Genomic DNA, 14,420 nt, shown 5'->3' with positions numbered 1-14,420 from the left:
TCGAGCCTCCGATGGCCCTGCGGCTGAAGCGCGAGCGGCAGATGGTCGAGCGGCCGATGGTGGAGCGGCCGACGGTGGCGCCGCCGACGGCGGTGCGGCCGACGGTGGCGCCGCTGACGGCGGTGCGGCTGACGGTGGTGCGGCCGATGGTGGTGCGGCTGACGGTGGTGCCGCTGATGGCGGTGCGGCCGACGGTGGTGCCGCTGACGGCGGTGCCGCTGACGGTGGCGCGGCCGACGGTGGCGCGGCCGACGGTGGCGCGGCTGACGGTGGTGCCGCTGACGGCGGTGCCGACGCCGGCAACGGTGGCAACGGCAACGGTGGCAACGGCAACGGTGGCTCCTCCAGCACCGGTGGCTCTTCCACCAGCGGCGGCTCTTCCACCTCCGGTGGTTCCTCCACCGACGGCGGTTCCTCCACCACCGGCGGTTCCTCCACCGACGGCGGTTCCTCCACCACCGGTGGTTCGTCGACCGACGGTGGCACCTCCACCGACGGCGGCTCCGGCACCTGCACCGTCGAGCTCGACGGCGTCGAGTGCGTCGCGGACGGCTCGACCGGCTCCACCGGTTCGACCGGCTCGAACAACAACACCGACACCCAGCAGGCCGGCTCGCAGCCGGTGCAGCAGGGTGAGGCCAAGGAGGAGCTCGCCGAGACCGGTGCGGCCGAGACCTCGTTCCTGATCATCGGCGCCGCCACCATGATCGCCGGTGGCATCGGCTTCCGCTTCCTGCCGCGCCTGGTCGCGGGCGGGCGCGGCGCTGCCGCCTGAGTGACGCCGTAGCGGTACGCGAAAGGGCCGGGGAGGCTTCGTCCTCCCCGGCCCTTTCGTCGTTCCGGCTCGTGTACGGGTCGCAGGCCCTCCGGGCCTACACCGTGCGGACGGCCGCCAGCAGGGCCAGCGTCGCCAGCAGGGCGATCACCAGCGTCAGGACCATCGCGGGGGACAGTCCCTGCGGTGCCAGGCGCTCGCGGTTGGCCCGGCAGACGGGGCAGCGACCCTCGGCGACCGGGGCCGCGCAGTTGGCGCACACCAGTCGGTCGTAGGTCATACGCTCTCCTCCTCCCGCACGGGGCTCACACCGGGACAACGTCCGGCACGATCCGGACGTTCCCCCTACCACTGTGCCAGCTCCGTGAGGTTCCGGCGCGCCCCGGCCGCAAACGCCCCGGCCCGCCCCGGACGGCCAAAAAGGATAAAGCGCGCAAGCCAGGAGCGCGACTGCGCGGGGCTTCCCGGTTCGCGTAAGGTCACGCACACCTACTCCCGGCCGACCGTGGTGCATCCGTGATCCGATTCGACAACGTCTCCAAGTCCTATCCGAAGCAGAACCGCCCCGCGCTCCGGGAAGTCTCCCTGGAGATCGAGAAGGGGGAGTTCGTCTTCCTCGTCGGTTCGTCCGGCTCCGGAAAGTCGACCTTCCTCCGGCTGATCCTGCGGGAGGAGCGCGCCAGCACCGGGCAGGTGCACGTGCTCGGCAAGGACCTCGCCCGCCTGTCCAACTGGAAGGTGCCGCACATGCGGCGCCAGCTCGGCACCGTCTTCCAGGACTTCCGCCTGCTGCCGAACAAGACCGTCGCGCAGAACGTGGCCTTCGCGCAGGAGGTCATCGGCAAGCCGCGCGGCGAGATCCGCAAGGCCGTGCCCCAGGTGCTCGACCTGGTCGGCCTGGGCGGCAAGGAGGACCGCATGCCGGGCGAGCTGTCCGGTGGTGAGCAGCAGCGCGTCGCCATCGCCCGCGCGTTCGTCAACCGCCCGATGCTGCTGATCGCCGACGAGCCGACCGGCAACCTCGACCCGCAGACCTCCGTCGGCATCATGAAGCTGCTCGACCGCATCAACAGGACAGGGACCACCGTCGTCATGGCGACCCACGACCAGAACATCGTCGACCAGATGCGCAAGCGCGTCATCGAGCTGGAGAAGGGCCGTCTCGTCCGCGACCAGGCGCGCGGCGTCTACGGCTACCAGCACTGACGGCGGGGGAACCAGAACACCATGCGCGCTCAGTTCGTGCTCTCCGAGATCGGCGTCGGTCTCCGGCGCAACCTGACGATGACCTTCGCGGTGATCGTCTCCGTGGCCCTGTCGCTGGCCCTCTTCGGCGGTGCCCTGCTCATGCGCGAGCAGGTCTCCACGATGAAGGACTACTGGTACGACAAGGTCAACGTGTCCATCTTCCTCTGCAACAAGACGGACGCCGGCTCCTCGCCCAAGTGCGCCAAGGGCGCCGTCACCAAGCAGCAGCGCGAGCAGATCACGGCCGACCTCAAGAAGATGGACATCGTGGAGAACGTCATCCACGAGACCGCCGAGGAAGCCTTCAAGCACTACAAGGAGCAGTACGGCGACACCGCCATCGCCTCCGTCATCACCCCGGACCAGATGCAGGAGTCGATCCGGGTCAAGCTGAAGGACCCGGAGAAGTACAAGGTGGTCGCCACCGCCTTCGCCGGCCGGGACGGCATCGAGTCCGTCCAGGACCAGCGCTCCATCCTGGAGACGCTGTTCAACATGATGCGCAGCGTCAACTACGCGGCCGTCGCGCTCATGCTCCTGATGCTGGTGATCGCCCTGATGCTGATCATCAACACGGTCCGCGTCTCGGCCTTCAGCCGCCGCCGCGAGACCGGCATCATGCGGCTGGTCGGCGCCTCCAGCTTCTACATCCAGATGCCGTTCATCATGGAGGCCGCGTTCTCCGGCCTGATCGGCGGCGCCTTCGCCTGTGTGCTGCTGGTCGCCGGCCGGTACTTCCTCGTCGACCACGGCCTCAACCTGGCCGAGCAGATGCCGCTGGTGAACTTCATCGGCTGGGACGTGGTCCTCGCCCAGCTGCCGCTGGTGATCGTCATCGGCCTGCTGATGCCGTCCGTGGCCGCGTTCATCGCGCTGCGCAAGTACCTGAAGGTGTGAGAAGAGACCCCCGATGGGGGATGGCGTCCTGAGGCCAAAGCCTCGGTGGCGCCGCCGCCTTGTCCTAGAGTGGGCGCCATGCCGGCCGGCCCCGCGCCCCTCTGTCTCCGGCCCCGCGGTGTCGTCCGCGGGGCCGTTCTCACGCTGGTCTTCGCCGGAGTCCTCGCCACCGCCGCCGCGACCGGCGTGCTGCCCCGGGAGGACGAGGCCGGGCGGGAGCCCGGCACCGGCGCCGGGGACCGTGCCGTCTTCGACCGGGCGGCCCTCCACCGCGCCGCCGCCGAGGCCGCCGCCGACGGCAAGTCCGGCAAGCAGGCCGCCGAGGAGTTCGTCAGCCGCAGCGGCGACCGCTGGGGCGCGGTCTACGACCAGCGGGAGTACGCCGAGTTCGAGCGGTCCCTCGACGGCGCCTACACCGGCGTCGGCCTCTCCGCGGCCCGTACGTCCCCGGAGGGCGGCGTCGAGGTCGCCCGGGTGCGGAAGGGCGGGCCCGCCGAGCGGGCCGGGGTGCGGCCCGGCGACCTGCTGCTCGCCGTCGCCGGGCGGGAGACCGCCGGCCTCTCCGTCTCCGAGGTCGTCTCCCTGCTGCGCGGCGACGGCGTGCCCGGCTCCACGGTGGCCCTGCGGATCCGCCGGGCCGGGATGACCTGGACCCAGACCCTGCGCCGGGAGCGGCTCGCGACCGACCCCGTCACCGTCAGCCGCCCCGACGCGCGGACCGTCGTCATCCGGGTCGCCGCCTTCTCCAAGGGCGCCGGCGACCGGGTCCGGGACGCGGTCCGCACCGCCCCGCCCGGTGCGGGCGTCCTGCTGGACCTGCGCGGCAACGCCGGCGGGCTGGTCGACGAGGCCGCCGTCGCCGCCTCCGCCTTCCTCGACGGCGGCCTGGTCGCCACGTACGACGTCGAGGGCGAGCAGCGGTCCGTGTACGCGGAGCGGGGCGGCGACACCGGTCGGCCGCTGGTCGCGCTGGTCGACGGCGGCACCATGAGCGCGGCCGAGCTGCTCACCGGCGCGCTCCAGGACCGGGGCCGGGCGGTCACCGTCGGCTCCAAGACCTTCGGCAAGGGTTCCGTGCAGATGCCGAGCACCCTGCCCGACGGCTCGGTCGCCGAGCTCACCGTGGGCCACTACCGCACCCCGGCCGGTCACGACGTGGACGGGCGGGGCATCGCCCCCGACGTACCGGCCCAGGACGGGGCGGAGGAGCGGGCCCGCACGGTATTGAGTGGCCTCGGAGGGGGCTCGTAGTGCGAAAATGACCGCACTATGGCTAAGGGACTCGTCAACGTGCAGGGCAAGCCTGCCAAGAAGGCCCAGGACAAGGGGCCGGAGCGCAAGCTCATCGCGCAGAACAAGAAGGCGCGCCACGACTACCTCATCCTCGACACGTACGAGGCGGGCGTGGCGCTCATGGGCACGGAGGTGAAGTCGCTCCGGATGGGGCGGGCCTCGCTGGTGGACGGCTTCGTCCAGATCGAGGGCCACGAGGCGTGGCTGTACAACATCCACGTGCCCGAGTACATGCAGGGCAGCTGGACCAACCACTCGGCGAAGCGGAAGCGGAAGCTGCTGCTGCACCGGGCGGAGATCGACAAGCTGGAGCAGAAGGCGTCGGAGACCGGTCACACGATCGTGCCCCTCGCGCTGTACTTCCTGGGCGGCCGGGTGAAGTGCGAGATCGCGCTCGCCAAGGGCAAGAAGGAGTACGACAAGCGGCAGACGCTCCGGGAGAAGCAGGACACGCGCGAGACCGCGCGGGCGATCGCGGCGGCCAAGCGGCGCCAGCGCGCACAGGAGCGTTAATCCGCTGGCAACCGCGCCCACGGTTCACGTACCATGGGCAACGCACCTCACAGAGGGTGCGCGTTTTGAAAAAACAACATGGGGATGATCGGTTTCGACAGCGGATGTCGAAGCAGGGGAAGCGTGTCGAGGAAGCGGCAATGATCTCGTAAACCACGCGCCGAAACCAATAATCGCCAACACCAAGCGCGATTCCTTCGCCCTCGCTGCCTAAGTAGCGACTTGCGAAGTGTCAGCCCGGGGCTGTTCCCGACCCGGATCCTGGCATCATGAAGGGGACTAAACCTTGATCCCGGTCACGGGGTGAAGAGGGAAATCAAACAGTGACTGAGCCCGTTCCGGACTTGTCTGGGTGATCCGGAGGGCTGAGAAACTCGTACCAGACTGCACACGGAGAAGCCCTGGTTCCGCACCGTTGGACGCGGGTTCGATTCCCGCCATCTCCACTCATCCCATGTGGGCAGAGGCCCGGTGACCGCGCGAGCGGCCGCCGGGCCTCTGTCGTTCCCCCTGAGGGGTCGTACGGTCAGTAGTGGTACCGGGCCTTGAGGATCTTCACTTCCTTCTCGTCCGCCCGGTACACGAGGCGGTGCTCGTCGTCGATACGCCGGGACCAGTAACCCGACAGATCGCCTTTCAGCGGCTCGGGCTTGCCGATCCCGGTGAACGGGTCACGCTGGATCTCGCCGATCAGGCGCGTGATCCGGCGGGCCATCTTCCGGTCGGCGGACAGCCAGAACAGGAAGTCCTCCCAGGCGGCGGGGTCGAAGTGGACGCTCCTCACTCCTCGCCCCCGGCCAACTCCCTCAGCTCGTCCATCGTCTTGGCGACGGTGTGCGCGCCTTCCCTGTCGCGTGCGACGGCCTCCATCAGCCGCTGGGCGTTGGCGGGCGAGCGCAGCAGGTAGACGGTCTCCTGCCAGGAGTCGTAGTCGTCGGCGGACATGAGGACGGCGTCGCCGTTGCGCGAGGTGATGCGCACCGGGGCGTGGTCGGTGTTGACCCGCTCGATGAGCGGGAAGAGGCTCGCGCGGGCCTCGCTGGCGCTTATGGACATGAGGATCCCTCTCCATCTCGTACCTGTTCATGGTACGACACTGGTACGGAAAAGTCGTACGACTGGAGGGCTCTGTCGTGTGAAACCGGCGCAGGTGACCGTCGGCTGATCGACATCGACCGCAAGGCGGCCGCCGACCGGCTCCGCACCGACGCGCCCCCGCCGAGGTCCGTGTCGGCCCCGGGTCAGGCTGACGCCCGAGCCCGAAGGCGACGCCGGCACGCTGAGGGTGTCCGCTGGGGGTCCGGGGGTCGTCCCCCGGGTGGGCACACCACCGCCGGGCTGCTCGGCTACATGTTCTGGGCCGCCGAGAAGCCGTCCACCCGCGGCCTCGGCACCCAGGAACCCGACGGCTGCGAGGGCGGGATCGGCGCCGGGGCCACCGCCTACGGCGTGCAGGTGCCGATGCCGCCGCTCCGGCAGAGCTGAGAGAACGAACTCAGCGTGCGCGGCGGCCGACGCCGGTCGCCGCGCACAGCGCCAGTGCCAGCGCCGCCGACGCCACCGGCAGGACGAAGCCGACGACCGGGTCCGGGGCGTGGTCGGCGGTCCAGCCCGCCGTGGCCGAGCCCGCCGCGATGCCCGCCAGGAGCGCGGTCACGGCCAGCGTCATGCCCTCGTTCAGCTGGGAGGACGGGACGAGCCGCTGGACCAGGCCCATGCCCGTCACCATCGTCGGGGCCGTCGCCATGCCCGCCACCAGCAGACCGGCGGCCAGGGCGAGCAGGGAACCCGTCCCCGCCATGAGCAGCGGCGCCGCCATCAGCACCGTCATCGCCGCCAGGCAGCCGCGCAGCCCCGCGCCCCGGCGGACCCGGCCGTAGAGCAGACCGGCCGTGCAGGAGCCCGCCGCCTGGAGCGCCAGGACCGGGCCGGCGAGCGGGCCGTCCACGTACGCCAGGGCGGTCACCTCCATCGAACCGAAGACCGCCCCCGTGGCGACGAAGACCGCAAGGAGCGGAGGCATCCCCGGCGCGCGCAGCGGCGAGCCCGCCGCGGTGCGCGGGGCGACCGGCGGCTCGGTCGCGCGCTGGGCCGCGAAGAGCAGGACGCCGGCCAGCAGGAGGACGGCCGCCAGCAGCGTGCCCGCCTCCGGGAAGAACGCCGAGCAGGCCGCCGCCGCCAGCACCGGACCCAGCATGAAGCACAGCTCGTCGGCGGCCTGCTCGAAGGAGTTCGCGGTGTGCAGCGCGGCCGCGTCGCCGCGCAGCAGGTGCGCCCAGCGGGCCCGGGACATGCCGCCCGTGTTCGGGGCGGTCGCCGTCAGCGCGATCGCGCAGAACAGCGCCCACGCGGGCGCGTGCCCCCGGACGCACAGCAGCAGCGCCAGCTGCCCCAGGACGGCCAGGAGCGCGGCCGGGACGGCGACCCGGGCCTGCCCGTGCCGGTCGACCAGCCGGGCGACCCAGGGCGCCGTCAGCGCGCCCGCCACCAGGCCGGTGGCGCTGACCGCGCCGGCCAGCGCGTAGGAGTCGTACGCCGCCGAGATCATGAGCACCGCGCTGATGCCGAACATCCCCGAGGGCAGCCGGGCGATCAGGTTGCCGGCGGTGAACGCGCGCGTGCCGGGGAGGGCGAAGAGCCGCAGGTACGGGTTGCGGGGGAGCGCGGCGGGGCGCTCGCGGTAGCGGGGGGCCAGGCCGGGGCCCGCGGGGGTGGGGACGAGGTGCTGCTGGGGCATGCGGCAAGGCTCCGGCCGGAGGGGCCGGACCGTCCAACACCTGTACGGTCGCGATTCACGCACCTGTGTTGTTGAATGCGGCGGGTGGCCACTCCGTACGACATCGAACCCCGGCTGCTCCGCGCCTTCACCGCCGTCGCCGAGGAGCTGCACTTCACCCGCGCCGCCGGCCGGCTCTTCGTCGCCCAGCAGGCGCTCAGCCGGGACATCCGGCGCCTGGAGCGCGAGGTGGGCGCCCCGCTCTTCGTGCGCACCACCCGGCAGGTCGCCCTCACCCCGGACGGCGAACGGCTCCTCCCGTACGCCCGCCGGGTCCTCGACGCCCACGACGCGCTCCGCGACGCCTTCCGGGCCGAGACCCGGCCCCTCCTCGTCGACCTCAACACGCCCGGCCTCGTCCAGGACCGGATCCTGCGCCGCGCCCGCGAACTCGCCCCCGAGCACGAGCTGATGGCCCGCTTCGAGTCCGGGCTCACCGGCGCCGCGCGCGAGATCCTGGCCGGCCGGCTCGACGCCTCCTTCGGACGGTACGGCGGGCTCGCACCCGCGCTGCGGGCCCGGCTCGACGCCCGCCTCGTGCGGTACGAGCCGATGGCGGTGCTGCTGCCCGAGGACCACGAACTGGCCGCCCTGCCCGAGGTGCCGCTCGCCCGGCTCGCCGGCGAACACCTCTACGCCGGCGCCGGGAACGACCGCACCCCCGAGTGGACCGACCTCGCCACCCGGCTCTTCGCCGGCCGCGGTATCCACCTCGCGCCGCCCGCGCCGCTCGCCGTCGGCAAGGAGGAGTTCCAGCGGATCATGGCCAAGCACCGGCGCCCGGTCCTCGCCGGCACCGGCTTCCCGCCCCTGCCCGGCTGCGTCCTGCGGCCCCTCGTCGACCCCGTCCCCCTCTCGCCCGTCAGCCTGGTCTGGCGCAAGGGCCTGCGCCACCCGGCCCTCGACGCGCTCCGCGCCGCCGCCGCCGAACTGGGCGCCCGGGAGGGCTGGCTGGAACGCCCGCCCGGCGCCTGGCTCCCGGAGGGCGAACCGGGGCTGCCGGACGCGCCACTCACAGGGGCCGCGGGACCCGGGTGAGAGCAAGGTTCCGCCGACGTCACCTCGCGGCACGGCCCTGAAACGCCGCCCTCCTAGCGTCGGGGGCACCAGGATCCGGGACCGGATCCGACACCGTGGAGGTGCGAGATGGGCGGGCGCTGGATCGATGTCTGGGAGCCGGAGGACGAGACCTTCTGGCGGGAGAAGGGCGAGCGGATCGCGAAGCGGAACCTCGCCTTCTCCGTCCTCTCCGAGCACATCGGCTTCTCCGTCTGGAGCCTCTGGTCCGTGATGGTCCTGTTCATGGGGCCGCAGTACGGCATCGACGCCGCCGGGAAGTTCTTCCTCATCGCCACCGCGACCTTCGTCGGCGCGCTGATCCGCATCCCGTACACCTTCGCCGTCGCCCGCTTCGGCGGCCGCAACTGGACGATCTTCAGCGCCCTGCTGCTCCTGCTGCCGACCGGCTTCGCCTACGCCGTGATGGAACCCGGCACTTCCTATTCCACCTTCGTCCTCGTCGCCGCCCTCACCGGCGTCGGCGGCGGCAACTTCGCCTCCTCCATGACCAACATCAACGCCTTCTTCCCGCTCCGGAAGAAGGGCTGGGCGCTCGGCCTCAACGCCGGCGGCGGCAACATCGGCGTCCCCGTCGTCCAGCTCGTCGGCCTCCTCGTCATCGGCACCGCCGGCGCCCTGCACCCCCGGATCGTCCTCGGCGTCTACCTGCCGCTGATCGTCGTCGCCACCGTCTGCTCCGCCCTCTTCATGGACAACCTCACGCCCGTGAAGAACGACACCGGAGCCGTCCGCGAGGCCCTCGGCGCCCGCCACACCTGGATCATGGCCTTCCTGTACGTCGGGACCTTCGGCTCCTTCATCGGCTACAGCTTCGCCTTCGGCCTCGTCCTCCAGACCCAGTTCGGCCGCACCCCGCTCCAGGCCGCCTCGCTCACCTTCATCGGCCCCCTGCTCGGCTCCCTCATCCGCCCCCTCGGCGGCTCCCTCGCCGACAAGCACGGCGGCGCCCGCATCACCCTCGGCACCTTCGCCGCCATGGCCGTCGCCACCGGAGTGGTCGTCTACGCCTCGCTGGCCGAGTCCCTCGCCGTCTTCCTCGCCGGCTTCATCGCCCTCTTCGTCCTCAGCGGCCTCGGCAACGGCTCCACCTACAAGATGATCCCGGCGATCTTCCTCGCCCAGGGCCACCGCAAGGGCCTGAGCGGCGACACCGCCGAGGCGTACGGGCGGCGGCTCTCCGGCGCCTCCATGGGCCTCATCGGGGCCGTCGGCGCCCTCGGCGGCCTCGGCATCAACCTCGCCTTCCGGCAGTCCTTCCAGACCGTCGGCACCGGCACCGGGGCCTTCGTCGCCTTCCTCGCCTTCTACGGAGCCTGCATGGCCGTCACCTGGGCGGTATACCTTCGGCGCCCGCCCGTCGTCCCCGACACCGCCGAGGCCGCCGAGGAGCCGGAGAACCGGCCCGGATACGCGAAGGTGTGAGCCGGGGTGCCGGACGCGTACCGTAACGGGCAGGAAATACGCGTGAACCCCGACCGTCACGCGTCCCCGCCACTCTCGATGACCATGGACCAGCACGAACACGGACCCCTGGCCGGCTTCACCGTCGGCGTCACCGCGGCCCGGCGCGCGGACGAACTCATCGCCCTGCTGCGCCGGCGCGGTGCGGCCGTCGTGCACGGTCCCGCGCTGCGGATCGTCCCGCTCGCCGACGACGCCGAACTCCTCGCCGCCACCAAGGAGATCATCGGCGACACGCCGGACGTCGTCGTCGCCACCACCGCGATCGGCTTCCGCGGCTGGGTCGAGGCGGCGGAGGGATGGGGACACGGCACCGAACTCCTCGACGCGCTGCGCGGGGTCGAACTCCTCGCCCGCGGGCCCAAGGTCAAGGGCGCGGTGCGGGCCGCCGGGCTCACCGAGTCCTGGTCGCCCTCGTCCGAGTCGATGGCCGAGGTCCTCGACCGGCTCCTCGCCGAAGGCGTCGCCGGGCGGCGGATCGCCCTCCAGCTCCACGGCGAACCCCTCCCCGGCTTCGTCGAGGCGCTCACCGCCGCCGGGGCGAGCGTCCTCGGCGTCCCCGTCTACCGGTGGATGCCGCCCGAGGACCTCGGACCGCTCGACCGGCTGATCGACGCGGTGCTCGCCCGCTCCGTCGACGCGGTCTCCTTCACCAGCGCGCCCGCCGCGGCGTCGCTCCTCGCCCGGTCCGCCGAGCGGGGCGTACGGGACGGGGTCGTCGAGGCGCTGCGGCACCAGGTGCTCGCCGTGTGCGTGGGGCCGGTGACGGCGCTGCCGCTCCAGGCCGAGGCCATCCCCACGTACCAGCCCGAACGGTTCCGGCTCGGGCCGCTCGTGCAGCTCCTCTGCACCGAACTGCCCGCGCGGGCGCGGGTGCTGCCCGTCGCCGGGCACCGCGTCGAGATCCGGGGACACGCGGTCCTCGTCGACGGGGCCCTCCGGCCCGTGCCGCCGGCCGGCATGGCCCTCCTCGGCCTCCTGGCCCGCCGGCCGGGCTGGGTCGTCTCCCGCGCGGACCTGCTGCGGGCGCTGCCGGGGTCGGGGCGGGACGAGCACGCGGTGGAGACGGCGATGGCCCGCCTGCGCGCGTCCCTGGGCACCCCCAAGCTCATCCAGACGGTGGTCAAACGCGGCTACCGCCTCTCCCTGGACCCCCTGGCCGAGGACCCCGCCTCGCCGTGACGCCCCTCGCGCCCGCCCACGGCGGCGCCGGGGCGGGTAGCGTGCGGGCATGGATGTCGGGGTGGGGATCAGGGAGGCCCGGGCCGGGGACGCCCGGGGGCTGGCGGAAGCGCTGGAGCGCAACCGGGGGCACATGAAGGCCACCGAGCCGTACCGGGCCGAGCGGTACTACACCGCCGAGGGGCAGGCCGAGCGGCTGGCCGACGGCGGGCGGCGCTGGTTCGCCGTGGAGGGCCGCGGGCAGGAGGAGCGGATCGTCGGGGCCGCGATCCTCTCCGGCATCGTGCTGGGGCCGTTCCGGAGCGCGTCGCTGGGCTACTGGGTGGACGGGGAGCGCGTCGGGCGCGGCATCGCCTCCCTCCTCGTCGCCGAGGTGCTGCGCGCCTCGCGGGACGAGCTCGGGCTGCACCGGATCGAGGCGTCGACCCTGCTCGACAACCACGCCTCGCAGCGCGTCCTCGCCAAGGCCGGCTTCGAGCGGATCGGAACCGCGCCCCGGTACCTGCACATCGCCGGCGCGTGGCGCGACCACCACCTCTTCCAGCGGATTCTGCACGATCAGCCCCCGCCCCTCGCCTGACACGGCGGCCACCGGTGGCGTACCTTTGACGGCTGCCCAGTGCACGTCAGAAGGGGGCCTTAGTGGCCGCGCAGGAAGCCGTCGACACGGTCAGAGACCGTGAGATCGGCGTCGAGCAGGAACATCTGGACCAGGTCTACCGCCGCCTGGAGGAGAAGATCCACGAGGCGGAGTTCCTGATGAACGACGCCGCGCAGAAGGGGCACGTCGGCACGCCCGGCGCCCTCGCCGAGCGCGACGCCCAGGTCTTCCGCGCCGGGGTCCACCTGAACCGGCTCAACAACGAGTTCGAGGACTTCCTGTTCGGCCGGATCGACCTGCTGGAGGGGAAGGACGGGGTCAAGGGCCCCGACGGCGCCTACACCTCCGTCGAGCCCGCCGACGACGCCATCCGGCCCGACAACACCGCCGACATCGGCGAGACCCTGCACATCGGCCGCATCGGCGTCCTGGACGCCGACTACTCCCCGCTCGTCATCGACTGGCGCGCGCCCGCCGCCGCGCCCTTCTACCGGTCCACGCCCGTCGAGCCGGGCCGGGTCGTCCGCCGCCGGGTCATCCGCTCGAAGGGCCGCCGGGTCCTCGGCGTCGAGGACGACCTCATGCGCCCCGAGCTGAAGGCCAGCCTCGGCGGCGCCGAGCTGCCCGTCATCGGCGACGGCGCCCTGATGGCCGCCCTCGGGCAGGCCCGCTCGCACACCATGCGGGACATCGTCTCGTCCATCCAGGCCGAGCAGGACCTCGTCATCCGCGCCCCCGCCGCCTCCGTCACCTACGTCGAGGGCGGGCCGGGCACCGGGAAGACCGCCGTGGCGCTGCACCGGGCCGCGTACCTGCTCTACCAGGACCGCAGGCGGTACTCCGGCGGCATCCTGATCGTCTCGCCGACCCCGCTGCTCGTCTCGTACACCGAGGGCGTGCTGCCCTCCCTCGGCGAGGAGGGGCAGGTCGCCATCCGGGCGCTCGGCGACCTCGCCGAGGACGCCGCCGGGGGCGTGGCCGACACCTACGACGAGCCCGCCGTCTCCCGGGTCAAGGGTTCCTCCCGGATGCTCGCCGTGCTCCGCAAGGCCGCCCGGGGCGCCCTGGAGGGCCCCGACACGCCGAAGCTGCTCCGGGTCGTCGCCTTCGGGCGCCGCCTCGAACTGGAGGAGGGCGAGCTGCGGCGGATCCGGCAGAACGTGCTCTCCGGCACCGCCCCCGTCAACCTGCTCCGCCCCCGCGCCCGCCGCCTCCTCCTCGACGCCCTCTACGCCAGGTCGGGCGCCGCCGGCCGGCACAGCGACCCCGAGCTCGCCGCCGAGCTGCGCTCCTCCTTCGACGAGGACGTCTCCACCGAGGACGCCTTCCTCGGCTTCCTCGACGCCTGGTGGCCCGAGCTGGCCCCGCGCAAGGTCCTCGACGCCATGGCCGACGAGAAGCGGCTCGGCCGCTGGGCCCGCCGGGTCCTCAACCCGGGCGAGGTCCGCCGGATCGCCCGCTCGCTGCGCCGGCCGGGCCTCTCGGTCCACGACGTCGCCCTGCTGGACGAGCTGCACACCCTGCTCGGCGCCCCGGCCCGGCCGAAGCGGAAGCGGGAGTACGACCCGCTGGACCAGCTCACCGGCCTGGAGGAGCTGATGCCGGTACGGGAGGAGACCCAGCGCGAGCGGGCCGAGCGGCTCGCCGCCGAGCGCACCGAGTACGCCCACGTGATCGTCGACGAGGCGCAGGACCTGACGCCCATGCAGTGGCGGATGGTCGGCCGCCGCGGCCGACACGCCACCTGGACGATCGTCGGGGACCCGGCGCAGTCCTCCTGGTCCGACCCGGACGAGGCCGCCGCCGCCCGCGACGAGGCACTGGGCTCCCGGCCGCGCCGCCGCTTCGAGCTGACCGTGAACTACCGCAACCCGGCGGAGATCGCGGAGCTGGCCGCCAAGGTCCTCGCCCTGGCGATGCCCGGCAAGGAGTCCCCGAAGGCGGTCCGCTCGACGGGCGTCGAGCCCCGGTTCGTCGCCGTCGGCAAGGGCGGCGATCTGGCCGGAACCGTGCGGTCCGAGGCGGAGCGGCTGCTCGCCGAGGTCGAGGGCACGGTCGGCGTGGTCGTCGCCATGGACCGGCGTGCGGAGGCCGCCCGCTGGCTCGCCGGGCTGGGCGACCGGGTGGTCGCGCTCGGCTCGCTGGAGGCGAAGGGCCTGGAGTACGACGCCACCCTCGTCGTCTCGCCGGCCGAGATCGCCGACGAGTCCCCGGCCGGCCTGCGGGTCCTGTACGTGGCCCTCACCCGTTCGACGCAGGCGCTGACCGTGCTCGCCGGCGAGCGGGACCTGCCGGACGAGGCCGGGGTCCCGGACCTGCTGCGGGACTGAGGACGAGGGCCCTGCGAGGGTGATTTCCGGTCAACACGCGCCGGGGGAATCACCTTCGCGGAGGCTTTGTTAGCCTTGTCGTGACACCGGCTCGATCCAAGCCCCCGGGCCCAACCTTCGTCCCTCAGAGGGACCACTTGCCGCGAGGCGAGCATGGCGGGTCGGTGTCACTTAGACGTACATACGAAGTTTAGGCACAGGTGGGGAGTGAGAAAACACAAGAGCAATAGTTTGTTGGGAAATGATAGTTATATTTTTAAAAAA

The 14,420-nt window shown here is 72.5% G+C and carries 15 protein-coding genes and 1 other RNA gene; 12 read left to right on the top strand and 4 right to left on the bottom strand.

Annotated features, from left to right (window positions below; translation table 11 throughout):
• A partial coding sequence (locus ACFW1I_RS19165; RefSeq protein WP_384671219.1) for an LPXTG cell wall anchor domain-containing protein occupies positions 1-775 on the top strand: 775 nt, incomplete at its 5' end.
• Between the two features lie 97 nt (positions 776-872).
• Here the strand turns inward: ACFW1I_RS19165 and ACFW1I_RS19160 are convergent.
• The gene (locus ACFW1I_RS19160; RefSeq protein WP_384671217.1) at positions 873-1,055 is read right to left on the bottom strand and encodes a hypothetical protein; all 183 of its coding nucleotides are present in this window, start codon (positions 1,053-1,055) and stop codon (positions 873-875) included.
• Positions 1,056-1,291: 236 nt separating this feature from the next.
• Here ACFW1I_RS19160 and ftsE point away from each other — a divergent pair, with 236 nt between their 5' ends.
• From ftsE to ssrA, 5 genes are all read left to right on the top strand, one after another.
• Entirely contained in the window at positions 1,292-1,981 is a 690-nt protein-coding gene (gene ftsE / locus ACFW1I_RS19155; RefSeq protein ID WP_031008389.1) for a cell division ATP-binding protein FtsE, read from the top strand.
• Between the two features lie 21 nt (positions 1,982-2,002).
• Positions 2,003-2,920 carry a permease-like cell division protein FtsX gene (gene ftsX / locus ACFW1I_RS19150; RefSeq protein ID WP_384671214.1) on the top strand — a complete coding sequence of 306 codons (918 nt, stop codon included), beginning with the start codon at positions 2,003-2,005 and terminating at the stop codon, positions 2,918-2,920.
• A gap of 78 nt (positions 2,921-2,998) precedes the next feature.
• Positions 2,999-4,171, top strand: coding sequence for a S41 family peptidase (locus ACFW1I_RS19145; protein WP_384671211.1), 1,173 nt, complete (start codon positions 2,999-3,001; stop codon positions 4,169-4,171).
• An 18-nt stretch (positions 4,172-4,189) separates the two neighbouring features.
• Entirely contained in the window at positions 4,190-4,726 is a 537-nt protein-coding gene (gene smpB / locus ACFW1I_RS19140; RefSeq protein WP_051716858.1) for an SsrA-binding protein SmpB, read from the top strand.
• Positions 4,727-4,806: 80 nt separating this feature from the next.
• Positions 4,807-5,175, top strand: a transfer-messenger RNA (tmRNA) gene (ssrA, locus tag ACFW1I_RS19135).
• 77 nt (positions 5,176-5,252) lie between these two features.
• On the opposite strand, the gene ACFW1I_RS19130 is transcribed toward ssrA, so the two are convergent.
• Together ACFW1I_RS19130 and ACFW1I_RS19125 are read right to left on the bottom strand one after the other, a co-directional pair.
• Positions 5,253-5,510, bottom strand: a complete 258-nt coding sequence (locus ACFW1I_RS19130; RefSeq protein WP_384671208.1) for a Txe/YoeB family addiction module toxin — start codon at positions 5,508-5,510, stop codon at positions 5,253-5,255.
• Complete coding sequence (locus tag ACFW1I_RS19125; protein WP_384671206.1) at positions 5,507-5,782, bottom strand: type II toxin-antitoxin system Phd/YefM family antitoxin; 276 nt, start codon at positions 5,780-5,782, stop codon at positions 5,507-5,509. The genes ACFW1I_RS19130 and ACFW1I_RS19125 overlap by 4 nt, the downstream gene beginning before the upstream one ends.
• 294 nt (positions 5,783-6,076) lie before the next feature.
• Between ACFW1I_RS19125 and ACFW1I_RS19120 the strand changes: the two genes are divergently transcribed.
• A complete protein-coding gene (locus ACFW1I_RS19120) occupies positions 6,077-6,211 on the top strand; it encodes a hypothetical protein (protein WP_384671204.1) in 135 nt (44 codons plus the stop codon).
• Positions 6,212-6,221: 10 nt separating this feature from the next.
• Here the strand turns inward: ACFW1I_RS19120 and ACFW1I_RS19115 are convergent, their stop codons facing one another.
• On the bottom strand, positions 6,222-7,463 hold the full coding sequence (locus ACFW1I_RS19115; protein WP_384671202.1) for an MFS transporter: 1,242 nt from the start codon (positions 7,461-7,463) through the stop codon (positions 6,222-6,224).
• An 84-nt stretch (positions 7,464-7,547) separates the two neighbouring features.
• On the opposite strand from ACFW1I_RS19115, the gene ACFW1I_RS19110 reads away from it, so the two are divergent.
• The 5 genes from ACFW1I_RS19110 to ACFW1I_RS19090 all read left to right on the top strand — a co-directional run bounded on the left by ACFW1I_RS19110 (position 7,548) and on the right by ACFW1I_RS19090 (position 14,156).
• Positions 7,548-8,540 (top strand): LysR family transcriptional regulator, encoded by a 993-nt coding sequence (locus ACFW1I_RS19110; protein WP_384671199.1) that lies wholly within the window; start codon positions 7,548-7,550, stop codon positions 8,538-8,540.
• Positions 8,541-8,648: 108 nt separating this feature from the next.
• Entirely contained in the window at positions 8,649-10,004 is a 1,356-nt protein-coding gene (locus ACFW1I_RS19105; protein ID WP_384671197.1) for a nitrate/nitrite transporter, read from the top strand.
• Positions 10,005-10,088: 84 nt separating this feature from the next.
• Positions 10,089-11,225, top strand: coding sequence for a uroporphyrinogen-III synthase (locus ACFW1I_RS19100; protein WP_384671195.1), 1,137 nt, complete (start codon positions 10,089-10,091; stop codon positions 11,223-11,225).
• Positions 11,226-11,274: 49 nt separating this feature from the next.
• Positions 11,275-11,805 carry a GNAT family N-acetyltransferase gene (locus ACFW1I_RS19095; protein WP_384671193.1) on the top strand — a complete coding sequence of 177 codons (531 nt, stop codon included), beginning with the start codon at positions 11,275-11,277 and terminating at the stop codon, positions 11,803-11,805.
• Between the two features lie 62 nt (positions 11,806-11,867).
• On the top strand, positions 11,868-14,156 hold the full coding sequence (locus tag ACFW1I_RS19090; RefSeq protein WP_384671191.1) for a HelD family protein: 2,289 nt from the start codon (positions 11,868-11,870) through the stop codon (positions 14,154-14,156).
• The last annotated feature ends 264 nt before the right edge of the window (positions 14,157-14,420 follow it).

The sequence above is a fragment of the Streptomyces sp. NPDC058955 genome (genome assembly GCF_042741435.1).
Taxonomy (GTDB): Bacteria; Actinomycetota; Actinomycetes; order Streptomycetales; family Streptomycetaceae; genus Streptomyces.
The sequence above is the reverse complement of the archived record's forward strand: the minus strand, read 5'-3'. Positions and strand labels throughout refer to the sequence as shown.

Excerpts from the sequence above, each read along its gene's own strand:
- ACFW1I_RS19160 (WP_384671217.1), bottom strand. The coding sequence starts at position 1,055 with ATGACCTACGACCGACTGGTGTGCGCCAACTGCGCGGCCCCGGTCGCC.
- ACFW1I_RS19095 (WP_384671193.1), top strand. The coding sequence starts at position 11,275 with ATGGATGTCGGGGTGGGGATCAGGGAGGCCCGGGCCGGGGACGCCCGG.
- ACFW1I_RS19100 (WP_384671195.1), top strand. The coding sequence starts at position 10,089 with ATGGACCAGCACGAACACGGACCCCTGGCCGGCTTCACCGTCGGCGTC.
- ACFW1I_RS19120 (WP_384671204.1), top strand. The coding sequence starts at position 6,077 with ATGTTCTGGGCCGCCGAGAAGCCGTCCACCCGCGGCCTCGGCACCCAG.
- ACFW1I_RS19105 (WP_384671197.1), top strand. The coding sequence starts at position 8,649 with ATGGGCGGGCGCTGGATCGATGTCTGGGAGCCGGAGGACGAGACCTTC.
- ACFW1I_RS19125 (WP_384671206.1), bottom strand. The coding sequence starts at position 5,782 with ATGTCCATAAGCGCCAGCGAGGCCCGCGCGAGCCTCTTCCCGCTCATC.
- ACFW1I_RS19145 (WP_384671211.1), top strand. The coding sequence starts at position 2,999 with ATGCCGGCCGGCCCCGCGCCCCTCTGTCTCCGGCCCCGCGGTGTCGTC.
- smpB (WP_051716858.1), top strand. The coding sequence starts at position 4,190 with ATGGCTAAGGGACTCGTCAACGTGCAGGGCAAGCCTGCCAAGAAGGCC.
- ftsX (WP_384671214.1), top strand. The coding sequence starts at position 2,003 with ATGCGCGCTCAGTTCGTGCTCTCCGAGATCGGCGTCGGTCTCCGGCGC.
- ACFW1I_RS19115 (WP_384671202.1), bottom strand. The coding sequence starts at position 7,463 with ATGCCCCAGCAGCACCTCGTCCCCACCCCCGCGGGCCCCGGCCTGGCC.